The organism is Mycobacterium sp. KBS0706 (assembly GCF_005938675.2).
Lineage (GTDB): Bacteria > Pseudomonadota > Alphaproteobacteria > DSM-16000 > Inquilinaceae > Inquilinus.
Window position 1 is genome coordinate 140,157 of sequence record NZ_VCCH02000007.1, and the last position, 11,822, is coordinate 151,978.

9 protein-coding genes are annotated in these 11,822 nt (G+C 71.2%); 4 read left to right on the forward strand and 5 right to left on the reverse strand.

Going from position 1 to position 11,822, the window contains the following annotated elements; genetic code table 11:
- Positions 1 to 5: 5 nt before the first annotated feature.
- Complete coding sequence (locus FFK22_RS05880; RefSeq protein WP_138893030.1) at positions 6 to 1,547, reverse strand: L-aspartate oxidase; 1,542 nt, start codon at positions 1,545 to 1,547, stop codon at positions 6 to 8.
- Complete coding sequence (gene nadA / locus FFK22_RS05885; RefSeq protein WP_138893031.1) at positions 1,547 to 2,536, reverse strand: quinolinate synthase NadA; 990 nt, start codon at positions 2,534 to 2,536, stop codon at positions 1,547 to 1,549. The genes FFK22_RS05880 and nadA overlap by 1 nt, the downstream gene beginning before the upstream one ends.
- A gap of 239 nt (positions 2,537 to 2,775) precedes the next feature.
- Between nadA and FFK22_RS05890 the strand changes: the two genes are divergently transcribed.
- The 3 genes from FFK22_RS05890 to FFK22_RS05900 all read left to right on the forward strand — a co-directional run bounded on the left by FFK22_RS05890 (position 2,776) and on the right by FFK22_RS05900 (position 5,650).
- A complete protein-coding gene (locus tag FFK22_RS05890) occupies positions 2,776 to 4,329 on the forward strand; it encodes a sensor histidine kinase (protein ID WP_138893032.1) in 1,554 nt (517 codons plus the stop codon).
- The gene (locus FFK22_RS05895) at positions 4,326 to 4,952 is read left to right on the forward strand and encodes a response regulator transcription factor (RefSeq protein ID WP_138893033.1); all 627 of its coding nucleotides are present in this window, start codon (positions 4,326 to 4,328) and stop codon (positions 4,950 to 4,952) included. Before FFK22_RS05890 ends, FFK22_RS05895 begins: the two co-directional genes overlap by 4 nt.
- Positions 4,953 to 5,026: 74 nt before the next feature.
- Entirely contained in the window at positions 5,027 to 5,650 is a 624-nt protein-coding gene (locus FFK22_RS05900; protein WP_138893034.1) for a hypothetical protein, read from the forward strand.
- A 122-nt stretch (positions 5,651 to 5,772) separates the two neighbouring features.
- Here FFK22_RS05900 and FFK22_RS05905 read toward each other — a convergent pair whose 3' ends face one another.
- The 3 genes from FFK22_RS05905 to FFK22_RS05915 form a co-directional block, all read right to left on the reverse strand.
- Complete coding sequence (locus tag FFK22_RS05905; protein ID WP_138893035.1) at positions 5,773 to 8,067, reverse strand: FdhF/YdeP family oxidoreductase; 2,295 nt, start codon at positions 8,065 to 8,067, stop codon at positions 5,773 to 5,775.
- Positions 8,068 to 8,095: 28 nt separating this feature from the next.
- Positions 8,096 to 8,926, reverse strand: a complete 831-nt coding sequence (locus FFK22_RS05910; protein WP_138893036.1) for a formate/nitrite transporter family protein — start codon at positions 8,924 to 8,926, stop codon at positions 8,096 to 8,098.
- Positions 8,927 to 9,020: 94 nt separating this feature from the next.
- Positions 9,021 to 10,244 (reverse strand): oxalate decarboxylase family bicupin, encoded by a 1,224-nt coding sequence (locus FFK22_RS05915; RefSeq protein ID WP_138893037.1) that lies wholly within the window; start codon positions 10,242 to 10,244, stop codon positions 9,021 to 9,023.
- Between the two features lie 524 nt (positions 10,245 to 10,768).
- On the opposite strand from FFK22_RS05915, the gene FFK22_RS05920 reads away from it, so the two are divergent.
- The gene (locus FFK22_RS05920; protein WP_138893038.1) at positions 10,769 to 11,722 is read left to right on the forward strand and encodes an aldo/keto reductase; all 954 of its coding nucleotides are present in this window, start codon (positions 10,769 to 10,771) and stop codon (positions 11,720 to 11,722) included.
- Positions 11,723 to 11,822 lie beyond the last annotated feature (100 nt).

Consider the following 11,822-nt stretch of genomic DNA (forward strand, 5'->3'; position numbering starts at 1 on the left):
CGGCCTCACGGGCGGGCGGTGCCGGTACGGGGGGCGTCGCCCTCCAGCACATCGGCGAGGGTCAGGAAGGAGGGGGCGGAGGCCGGATCGGCCTCGGGCCGGTCGCTGCGGCACTGGGCGCCGCGGCTCTCGCGCCGGCGCAGCGCGGCGGTGGCGATCAGCAGGCCGGAGAGAGCGCGGTCGGACAGGGCTGAGGGCGCGGCATCGGCGAGGGGACGCAGCGCCGTGATCGCGGCCAGCAGGCCGGCGCCGTCGCGGACCACGCCGACATGGCGCTCCATCAGCCCGCGCAGCGTGGCGACGATGCCGGCATCCGCGGCGGGTCGGCGGGCGGCGCCGAGCGGCAGCGGGCGCAGCGGCGGCCGGGACTCGCCGCCACGGATGTCCGTGGCGATCCATCCGGCGAAGGCCAGCGCCTCGAGCAGCGAGTTGCTGGCCAGGCGGTTGGCGCCGTGCAGCCCGGTCGCCGCCACCTCGCCCGCGGCCCAGAGGCCGGGCACGGAGCTGCGGCCGCGTCCGTCCACCGCGACGCCGCCCATGTGGTAATGCGCGGCCGGGCGGATCGGGACCGGCTGCCGCGACGGGTCCAGGCCGGCGTCGCGGCACAGCGCGGTGACCTTGGCGAAGCGCCCCAGGCGATCGCCAAGAGGCCGCGCGTCGAGGAGCACGGCCTCGCCGGCCATGACCCGGCGGAAGACGGCGCGGGCGATGACGTCGCGCGGGGCCAGATCGCCCTGCGGGTGGTCCGCCATCACCCGATCGCCGGACGCCGTGACCAGCACGGCGCCTTCGCCGCGCAGCGCTTCGGTGGCCAGCGGCATCGGGTCCCGGCCGACGGCCATGGCGGTCGGGTGGAATTGCACGAACTCCGTATCGCGCAGCACCGCCCCGGCCCGCGCCGCCAGGGCCAGGCCGCCGCCGGCGGCGCCGAGTGGGTTGGTGGTGTGGGCGTAGAGGCCGCCGATCCCGCCGGTGGCCAGCACCACGGCCCGGGCCGGGATCGCCACCGGCGCGCCGTCCTCCCAGGCCAGCACGCCGCAGAGTCCGGCTTCGTCGCGCAGCAGGGCGGTGGCGCGGGCGTGGCGGACGGCGATGCGCGGATCGGCCTCGACGGCCTGGGCCAGGGTGTGCAGCACTGCGGCGCCGGTGCCGTCGCCGCCGGCATGGACGATGCGGCGGCGGCCATGCGCGGCCTCCAGGCCGAGGGCGAAGCCGCCGCTTTCGGCCCGGTCGAAGGGCGCGCCGAGCCCGGCCAGCCAGGCGATGCAGCCGGGCGCTGCTTCGGTGACGCGCCGCGCCACCTCCGGGTCGCCGAGCCCGGCCGCGGCCGCCAGCGTATCGGCGGCGTGCAGCGCCGGATCGTCGTCGGCACCCAGCGCCGCGGCGATGCCGCCCTGGGCCCAGCCGGTGGCGGCCTCGGCCCCGACCGGCGCGGCCGACAGCAGCAGGACCGGCAGCGGCGCCAGCCGCAGCGCCGTGGCCAGCCCGGCGATGCCGGCGCCGATCACCACCACCCGGTCCTGCGGGCGGGCAGAGATCGCGTCCATCAGCGCACCTCCAGCATGCGTTCGACTGCGGCGCGGGCGCGGCCGGCCACGGCGGGGTCCAGCTCCACCGCCTCGGTCATCGTCTCCAGCGCGTGCCGGATCTTGGGCAGGGTGATCCGCTTCATATGCGGGCACAGGTTGCAGGGCCGGACGAAGTCGATCTCCGGGAACTGCACGGCGACGTTGTCGCTCATCGAGCATTCGGTCACCAGCACCACCCGGCCCGGCCGCTGTGTCGCGACATAATCGCTCATCGCCGCGGTCGACCCGGCGAAATCAGCCTCGGCCACCACCTCGGGCGGGCATTCCGGATGGGCCAGCACGACGACGCCGGGATGGGCCTCGCGCAGCTGCCGGACATCGTCCGGGCCGAAGCGCTCATGCACCTCGCAGGCGCCCTGCCAGGCGATGATCTCGACCCTGGTCTCGGCCGCGACATTGGCCGCCAGGTAGCCGTCCGGGATGAAGATGACGCGCGGCACGCCCAGGCTCTCCACCACCTTCACGGCATTGCCGGAGGTGCAGCAGATGTCGCTCTCCGCCTTCACCGCGGCCGAGGTGTTGACATAGGTGACGACCGGCACGCCGGGATAGCGGCGGCGCAGCAGGCGCACATCCTCCGGCGTGATCGATTCGGCCAGCGAGCAGCCGGCCCGGGAATCGGGGATCAGCACCGTCTTGGCGGGGTTCAGGAGTTTCGCGGTCTCGGCCATGAAATGGACGCCGCACAGCAGGATGGTCGACGCCTCGACCCGCGCGGCCTCGCGCGCCAGCGCCAGGCTGTCGCCGGTGATGTCGGCGATGCCGTGGAAGATCTCCGGCGTCTGGTAGTTGTGCGCCAGGATCACCGCGTCGCGCTCCCGCTTCAGCCGCAGGATGGCGTCGATGTCGGGGGCGAAGCCGGGCCAGTCGAAGGCCGGGATGACGCGGGACAGCCGGTCGTACAGCGGCGCGGTGCGCGCGGCGACGGCGGGGGTGTAGTCGGACATCGGGTTCTGCTCACTTTGAGAATTACGAGGACAGGGGCGGCCCGAATCGGTGTCGCTTCAGTTACTCTAATTCTCAGAATAAGAAAAACAAGATGGATTCGCGGAAGGCGGCCCAGCGTCCCGCTGGGGGGTGTTGTTACCGGCCACGCGCGCCATCATCTCTCGGCGGGCGGGCGACCAAAGCCGGCCCGAGGACAAAGCACAATGATCACTCCCGTCGCCGGGCAGATCCCCGCCCGATGCCGATGACCGCCACCGCAGCATCCGGGGGGCGACCCGGCACCGCCCTGCAGGCCTGGGTCGGGCACGGCCGGCCGCTGCCGCTGCTGACCGCGGCGCTGGCCCTTGCCATCTTCCTGTTCGACACCTTCAGCCCGATGAAGATCGCGGTGGCGGTGCTGTACGCGATCGTCATCCTGATGTCGGTCGGCTTCCTCGACCGCCGCGGCGTGCTGCTGGTCGCGCTCGGCTGCGGCGGGCTGACGGTCGTCGGCTTCCTGGTCGGGCTGCGGCACACCGGGTTTGAGCCCCATCTCCTGCGCGGCATCGTCAGCCTGTCGGCGATCGCCATCGCCACCGTGCTGGCCCAGCGCAGCCAGGCGGCGACTTCGGTGCTGCGTGACAGCGAACGGCGCTGGCGCGGCATCTTCCAGTCGGTCGGCGTGGCGATCTGGGAGGAGGATTTCACCCGGGTCCAAAGCCTGTTCGGGGAGCTCGCGCGCGAGGGCGTTCTCCGGCGCCGGCTGGAGGAGGATCGCCGCCTGGTCGAGCGCTGCATCGCCCTGATGCGCACGGTCGACGCCAACGATGCCGCCGCCCGGCTGGTCGGCGCCGCGGACGCGGCCGAGGCGATCGCCGGACGTCCGCGCATCTTCCTGCCCGAAACCGTGCACACCTGGCGCGAGCTGCTGATCGCCCTGGCGGAGGGCCGGGCGTCCTTCGCCGGCGAGACCGTGCTGCAGACCATCGGCGGCGAGCGCCGCTCGGTCCTGCTCACCGCCACCTTCCCGGCCGACGGCGTGCGGTCCACCGGCCTGATCAGCGCCGTCGACATTACCGAACGCCAGGCCCTGGCCGAGGCCCGGGCCGAGCTGGCGCATGTCTCGCGCATCGTTACCCTGGGCGAGCTGACGACATCGATCGCGCATGAGGTGAAGCAGCCGCTGGCTGCGATCATGACCGACGCCCAGGCCTGCCAGCGGTGGCTCGACCGGCCGGTGCCGGCGCTCGACGAGGCCCGGGCCTGCGCCGGCCGCATCGCCGGCCAGGCCAACCGTGCCGACCACGTCGTGCAGCGGCTGCGCGACCTGACCCGGAAGGCAGAGCCGGAGCGGGCGGCGGTCGATGCCAACGCGGTCGTCGACGACGTGGTCGAGCTGATGCGGCGCGAGATCGCCGACCATGGCGTGGCGCTGCGGACCCGGCTGGCGCCCGGGCTGCCGCCGGTGGCGGGCGACCGCATCCAGCTGCAGCAGGTGCTGATCAACCTCGTCGTCAACGCGCTCCAGGCGATGGCGACGGTCTCCCGCCGCGAGCTCACGGTCGAGACCCTCGGCGGCCCGGCGGGGGAGGTGCTGATCCAGGTCGCGGATAGCGGCGTCGGGCTGGAGCCGGAGGCAATGCCGCGCCTGTTCACCCCGTTCCGCACCACCAAGCCCGGCGGCATGGGCCTCGGCCTGTCGATCTGCCGCTCCATCGTCGAAGCCCATGGTGGGCGGATCCGGGCGTCGCGCAACGCCGATGCCGGCCTGACCCTGCACATCACCCTGCCGTCGGATCGGGTGCGGGCATGACCGGCTTTGCACCCGAGGCGCCGCTGGTGCTGGTGCTGGACGACGAGGTGCCGGTCCGCACCGCGCTCGACAGCCTGCTGCGCTCGGTCGGCTTCCGCGTCGCCTGCTTCGCCGCGCCGGAGGAGCTGCTGCACGGCGACCAGCTGGCGTCGGCGAGCTGCCTGGTGCTCGACATCCGGCTGCAGATCACCAGCGGCCTCGATGTCCAGGCGCAGCTGGCCGAGGCCGGGCTCGGCATCCCGGTGGTGTTCATGACCGGCCATGGCGACATCCCGATGAGCGTGCGGGCGATGAAGGCCGGCGCGGTCGACTTCCTGACCAAGCCGTTCCGCGACCAGGACATGCTCGACGCCGTCGGCGCCGCGATCGAACGCGACCGCGAGCGGCGCGCGGCGGAGCAGCGCGTGGCCGAGGTCGCCGGGCGCTACGAGACGCTGACCCCGCGCGAGCGGCAGATCATGGTCCTCGTCGCCACCGGGCTGATGAACAAGGAGATCGCGGGGCAGCTCGGCCTCAGCGAGATCACGGTCAAGATCCACCGCGGCCAGGTGATGCGGAAGATGGCGGTGCGGTCGGTGGCCGACCTGGTCCGCATCGCCGACACCCTGGACGGCCGGCCCTGACGGGATCGGATCCCGCCCGTTGTAAACACATTGTGCAGTTGTATTAATCCGCAACCTTGTTCATGATGTGTTCCATGAATAAGACGCAGCCCGATTCGACCACGGAGACCCCGCCCAATCCCCAGGAGGAACGGGCGGCGGATCTGTGCGTGCTGTCGGAGCTGGTCGAGATCCAGATGTCGATCGCCCGGGCGGCGCAGCAGGAGGCGCTGCAGGCGCCGCAGCCCGGCGTCGACTATTGCCAGCGGATCGCCACCGTCGCGCGCGCGGTGCGGCTGACCCTGCTGCTCAAGGGCAAGCTGTCGCAGGAGCACAAGGAGAAGCGCAAGGCTGAGGCGAAGCGGGAGGCGGCGCAGGAGGACTTTCACGACCTGCGGGTGAAGCTGGCGCTGATGGCGGCCGCCTACGAGGCGTCGAAGGACAATGAGGAGATCGCCCGCCGCGTCGCCGAGGTGCGTGAGCAACTGGAGCGGCCGGAGGTGGCGGAGCTGATCGAAGCCAGCCGGGCCCCGGTCGCAGTGGCGGCCTTGTGCCGGCGCTGGGGCTTGCCGGTGCGGGTGGAGCGCTGGCTCGAGATGGCCGACGAGGCGATGGAGCAACTGGGCTTCCTGCCGTCGGATGACGACGATCCGCCCGAGGACTCGCCGAAACCCCGCCCGGCCTCCGGCCGCAAGCCCAAGCCGCCCGACACGGGGTGAGCCGCTCGCGCACTCATCCTTCACCACCCTTCAGCATTGATGAGCGCAGCCTTCCACACCCCCCCTCCCCTTGCGGGAGGGGGGTGGTGAGGGGGCTGCGCGCGTCCGCGCGCGAATGGGTCCTACCCGGCGCGGCGGATGACCACCGGGATCGATTTGTAGGTCGGCGTGCCGCTGCGCTCGTCATAGGAGTCGAGCGGCACCAGGTTGTTCGCCTCGGGGTAATAGGCCGCGGCCGACCCCCGGGCGATATCGTAGGCCACGGCGGTGACCCCGCGCAGCACCCGCGGCGGGGCGCCCGGATCGTTGGCCACCGCCTCGACATCGACCACGTCGCCATGGCCGAGGCCGAGCGCCGCGAGGTCGTCCCCGTTCAGGAACACCACGTCGCGCCGGCCGGTGATGCCGCGGTAGCGGTCGTTCAGCCCGTAGATCGTGGTGTTGTACTGGTCGTGGCTGCGGATGGTGGTCAGGCGCAGTGCGTCGGCCCGGGCGACACGCGGATCCTCCTCGACCCCGTCACAGACCAGGAAGTTGGCCTTGCCCGACGGCGTCCGCCATTCGCGCTGCGACGCCGGCACGTTCAGCCGGAACCCGCCGGGCTCGGACACCCGCTCGTTGAAGTCGAAGAAGTCGGGGAACACCGCCTCGATCTTGTCGCGGATGCGGGCATAGTCGGCGACCAGCCAGGTCCAGTCGACCTTGGTCTGCGGCAGCGTCGCCAGCGCCAGCGCGGCGATGATCGCCGGCTCCGACCGCAGCTGGTCCGAGGCCGGGGGCAGGGCGCCGCGCGAGGCGTGCACCATCGACATCGAATCCTCGACCGTGACCGACTGGGCGCCGGTCTCCTGCTCATCGCGCTCGGTCCGGCCCAGGCAGGGCAGGATGATCGAGTCCTGCGCCAGCAGCAGGTGCGACCGGTTCAGCTTGGTGGCGATGTGCACCGCCAGGTCCAGCTTGCGCATGCCGGCGAACACCGCGTCGGGGTCCGACATGGCGACGGCCAGGTTGCCGCCGAGGCAGATGATCGCCTTCGACCGGCCCTCGATGATCGCCTGCACCGATTCGACCGCGCTGTGGCCCTTCTCGCGCGGCGGGGCGAAGCCGAAGACGCGCTCGATCGCGTCGAGGAACGGCTTGGACGGGATCTCGGTGATGCCGACGGTGCGGTCGCCCTGGACGTTGGAATGGCCGCGCAGCGGGCAGATGCCGGCGCCCGGCCGGCCGATATTGCCGCGCAGCAGCATCAGATTGGCCAGCTGCTGCACATTCGAGGTGCCGTGCCGGTGCTGGGTCAGGCCCATGCCGTAGCAGACGATGACGTTCTGCGCCTTGGCATAGACCGCGGCGGCGGATTCGATGGTGTCGCGGCTCAGGCCGGACTGGGCCGCGATCACATCCCAGGAGACCGATTCCAGATCCGCCGCCAGCGCGTCGAAGCCGGCGGTGTGCTCGGCGATGAACGCCCGGTCCAGCAGCCCCGGCCCGCCGGCGGCGAGGCCCGCAGCGTCGGCGGCCAGCAGCGCCTTCATCATGCCCTTCAGCACGGCGACGTCGCCGCCGACCTTGACCTGGTGGTAGGCCGAGGCGATCGGGGTCGACCCGAGGGTCAGCATCTCCAGCGGATTCTGCGGCGCGGCGAAGCGCTCCAGCCCGCGCTCGCGCAGCGGGTTGAACACCACGATCGGCACCCCGCGCTTCGCCGCCTCGCGCAGCGTCGTCAGCATGCGCGGATGGTTGGTGCCGGGGTTGTGGCCGATGCAGAAGATGGCGTCGCAGTGGTCGAAATCCTCCAGCGTCACCGTGCCCTTGCCGACGCCGATCGACACCGGCAGGCCGACGCTGGTGGCCTCGTGGCACATGTTCGAGCAGTCGGGGAAGTTGTTGGTGCCGTATTCCCGGACGAACAGCTGGAACAGGAAGGCGGCCTCGTTCGAGGCGCGGCCCGAGGTGTAGAACTCGACGGTGTTCGGATCGGCGTAGCCGCGCAATCGGTCGCCGATCCGGCGAAGCGCCTCGTCCCAGCTGACCGGCAGGTAGCGGTCGGTCGCCCGGTCATAGGCCATCGGATGGGTCAGTCGGCCCTGGTCCTCCAGCGCATGGTCGGTCCAGCTCCACAGCTCCGCCACCGGATGCTCGGCGAAGAATTCCGGCGTGGTCCGCTTGCTCGTGGTCTCCCACGACACCGCCTTGGCGCCGTTCTCGCAGAACTCGAAGGACGAGGTGTGCTTCGGGTCGGGCCAGGCGCAGCCGGGGCAGTCGAAGCCCGAAGGCTGGTTCATCCGCCTCAGGCCGCGGATGTCCTCGGCGATCGCCATCTGGTCCTTGATCGCCCGGGCCACCGCGCCGAGGGCACCCCAGCCCCCGGCGGGGCCGCCATAGGGCTTCACGCCGGGAACGTCGCTGTCTTTCGCCATCGGGGTGCTCCTCGGAACCGGGCCGGTACTATACACGCGGCAGGGCGCTGGACGGCCTGGCAACCGGGGCGGGGACGGCCGCCTCGGCCTCATGGCCGGCGCCGCGCTCCTGCAGCCAGTAGCCAAGCCCGACCATCAGCCCGCCGCCGGCGAGGTTGCCCAGCGTCACCCAGACCAGGTTGTGCACCGCGCCGCCGAGCGTGATCGTGTCCGGATGCTCGCCCAGCAGGGCCAGGGCGAAGACGAACATGTTGGCGACCGAATGCTCGAAGCCGCAGGCGACGAAGATCGCGATCGGCCAGAAGATCAGCGCGATCTTGGCGGCGTCGTTCTCGGTGCGGCCGCACATCCAGATGGCCAGGCAGACCAGCCAGTTGCACAAGAGGCCGCGGGCGAACAGCTCATAGCCCGGCGCCGCGATCTTGGCGGCGACGACGGCGAAGAACTCGCTGCTGCCGTCGGTCAGCAGCACCCCGCCGCCGGCCATGTGCAGCAGCGCCGCCAGCACCACCGCGCCGACCAGGTTACCGACCCAGCAGGCGATCCAGACCCGCACCATGTCGCCCAGGCTGCTGTCGCCGCGCAGCACGGCGAAGGGCATGTACATGGCGGTGCCGGTGAACAGCTCCGACCCGGCGAAGACCACGATGGTCAGGGCCGAGGCGAAGACGGCACCCATCGCCAGATGCGACCAGGACGGGTCGGCATGGGCGCCCACGGTGAACATGAAGATGTCGCCGAAGCCGATATAGGCCCCGGCCAGGGCCGAGCCGATCAGGAAGGCCAGCAGATGGGCCCTGACCATGCCGGCCTTGTGCGCCCCGGATTCGGCATATTTGGCAATCGTGTCGCGATACATCGCCAACCTTCTCCTTCACGGCGTCGAAGAGGATTCACCCATCCCGCGCCAGGCCCCGCGCCTGGCGCAGGGGCCTGGCGGCGGGGTCGCCGGCTCAGCCGGCGACGACCGGTGACTTGTCCTTGCGCAGCGCGTCCATCACCGCCTTGTCGAGGTTGAGATGGCCCTGCACCAGCTCCGGCGGGGTGAGCGCCAGCCACTGGTTCAGCGACACGTCGGCGTAGGTGCTGCTCTTGAACATCTCGAGGAAGCGCAGCGTGGTGCTGCCGGTGTTCTCGATGTAGTGGCCCATGGCGAAGGGCACGTAGCCGACATCGCCGGCCGTGAAGTCGATGGTGCGGGCGGAACCGACCGCGCCGAACACGCCCATGCGGGCCTGGCCCTCGATGTAGTATTGCCACTCGTCGGCGTTCGGGTGCCAGTGCAGCTCCCGCATCCCGCCCGGCTCGATCTCCACCAGCGCGGCGGCGATGGTCTTGGAGGCCGGGAACACCGAGGAATCGGTGATGCGGACGGTGCCGCCCTTGGTCTTGATCGGGTCCTGCGCCATCATCCGGTGACTGAAGACCTGCGGCACCGGGCTCGCCCCGGCGATCCTGTCGCCGGCCAGCGAGCCTGGGATCGGCAGGTTGAAGATGTAGCGCTGGCGCGGATCCGGCGTGTTGCCGAAATACTTCGGATCGACGCCGAAATTCTTGCCCAGCACGTCGGTCGGCACATGCTTGAACCAGTCGCTCAGCAGGAAGGTGCCGTCCTCGTCGAATTCGCCGTCGTCGAACACCAGCAGGAACTCGCAGCCGTCCTTGCCCAGCCCCTGGATCGAATGCGGGATGCCGGAGGGGAAGTACCAGAGGTCGCCGACGCCGACATCGTCGACGAAGTTGTTGCCGGCGGCGTCGACGGCGGAGATCCGCGCCTCGCCATACAGCATGTAGGCCCACTCCGCCTGCTTGTGCCAATGCAGCTCGCGCGTGCCGCCGGCGTTCAGGCGCATGTTCACGCCGGCGATGTTCTTGGAGACGCTGAGCTCGCGGATCGTGACCTGGCGGGTCCAGCCGCCCTCCTCCTGGCGCACATGTGCGTCAGAGAACGAATAGCGCAGGTTCTGGAACGTGCCGCTGTCGGTCCGCGGCGGGTTCAGGAAGCTCGGATTCTCCTGGTCGCGGATCAGGTCGCGCGGGCCGGGATCGGTGCCGCCGCGGCCGGGGGTCATCGGCTGCGGCACGGCGGTGCCTTGGGCGTTCGCGCCGGTGGCGGCGACGGCAAGGCCGCCTGCGGCCATGGTGCCGAGGGCGGCGCGGCGGGTGAACAGGGTCATATGGTCCTCCAGTCCTTCGTGGTCCCGGCTTTTCAGGAGCCGGACCGCACGTCGCGGACGCTGAGCGCCGCGGCGGCGTCATGGATCCACGCGTCGATCGTCTTTCCCGGGAGGCGGGGAGGGGGAGGTCGGCAGTCGATCGCCGGGGGCCTCGCCCGCGCCTTCGGCCCAAGCCGATTGGCACGTTGGTGTGAGGGTCGGGGGCAGCAGGCGGAGCGGCGGTTTCGGTTGTAACCCGGAAGGATCGTCGCTTCGGCCATCGCCGGTCCGACCGTCGATGTCTCGAAAGAAAACGCCCTTTGCGGGCCCGGCACCATCATATTGGCGGTTGGCTTCGTAACCGGGAGCGGTGCCATGGGCCATACCTAGGTATAGGCCTGCGGTCAGGCCGCCCGCGGGCGTTGAGCAATGGCCGGCCCGCCGCCTACAGTGGGGGCAGGGGCATCGCGGCACGCCCGAAGTTGCCCGCAGCCATCCGGCCCGCCGCAGGCGTTCCGGCCGGACGTGATCGCAGGAGAGAGACCGTGGAACTGCGCAATCTGGGCCGGTCCGGCATCCGGGTCGGGCCGCTGGCCCTCGGCGGCAACGTGTTCGGCTGGACCGCGGACGAAGCCGCCTCCTTCCGGGTGCTCGACGCCTTCGTCGATGCCGGGCTGAATCTGATCGACACCGCCGACGCCTATTCCACCTGGGCGCCCGGCAACAAAGGCGGCGAGTCGGAGACGATCATCGGCCGTTGGCTGAAGCGCAGCGGCAAGCGCGACCGGGTGGTGGTCGCCACCAAGGTCGGCTGGGAGATGCCGGGCCGGCCGCAGCGCAAGGACCTGTCGCCGGCCTGGATCCGCGAGGAGGTCGAGAATTCGCTGCGCCGGCTGCAGGTCGACGTCATCGACCTGTACCAATCGCATCACGACGACCTGGAAACGCCGCAGGAGGAGACGCTGGCGGCCCATGCCGCGCTGATCAAGGCGGGCAAGGTGCGGGCGATCGGCGCCTCGAATTTCTCGGCCGACCGTTTGGCCTCGGCCCTGAAGTTGAGCGCCGAGAAGGGCCTGCCGCGCTACGAGACGATGCAGCCGCACTACAACCTCTACGACCGCTCGGGCTATGAGGGGCCGATGGAGGATCTGTGCCGGCGCGAGGACGTCGGCGTGATCACCTATTTCTCGCTCGCCAGCGGCTTCCTGACCGGCAAGTACCGTAGCGAGGCCGACCTCTCGAAGAGCGCCCGCGGCGGCGGCATGAAGGACCGGCTGAACCCGCGCGGCCTGCGCATCCTCGACGCGCTCGACCGGGTGGCCGAGGCGCATGGCGTGCGCCCGGCCACGGTGGCGCTGGCCTGGCTGATCGCCCGCCCCGGTATCACCGCCCCGATCGCCAGCGCCACCAGCCCGGAACAGCTCGACGACCAGATCGCCGCGACCCGGCTGACCCTGGCGGCCGACGAGATCCGGCTCCTGGACGAGTCGGGGAGATAGGGCTGGGGTCCGGGATCACCCCGGCCGGCGCGACACGGGCAGCCTGACCCCCGGCTCGGGCTGCTCCTGCAGCACCTCGCGGCGGAAGCGGACGAGGCGG

Bases quoted from the DNA above. Each gene is read 5' to 3' on its own strand.
- FFK22_RS05890 (WP_138893032.1), top strand. From the start codon at position 2,776: ATGCCGATGACCGCCACCGCAGCATCCGGGGGGCGACCCGGCACCGCC.
- nadA (WP_138893031.1), bottom strand. From the start codon at position 2,536: ATGTCCGACTACACCCCCGCCGTCGCCGCGCGCACCGCGCCGCTGTAC.
- FFK22_RS05895 (WP_138893033.1), top strand. From the start codon at position 4,326: ATGACCGGCTTTGCACCCGAGGCGCCGCTGGTGCTGGTGCTGGACGAC.
- FFK22_RS05915 (WP_138893037.1), bottom strand. From the start codon at position 10,244: ATGACCCTGTTCACCCGCCGCGCCGCCCTCGGCACCATGGCCGCAGGC.
- FFK22_RS05910 (WP_138893036.1), bottom strand. From the start codon at position 8,926: ATGTATCGCGACACGATTGCCAAATATGCCGAATCCGGGGCGCACAAG.
- FFK22_RS05880 (WP_138893030.1), bottom strand. From the start codon at position 1,547: ATGGACGCGATCTCTGCCCGCCCGCAGGACCGGGTGGTGGTGATCGGC.
- FFK22_RS05905 (WP_138893035.1), bottom strand. From the start codon at position 8,067: ATGGCGAAAGACAGCGACGTTCCCGGCGTGAAGCCCTATGGCGGCCCC.
- FFK22_RS05900 (WP_138893034.1), top strand. From the start codon at position 5,027: ATGAATAAGACGCAGCCCGATTCGACCACGGAGACCCCGCCCAATCCC.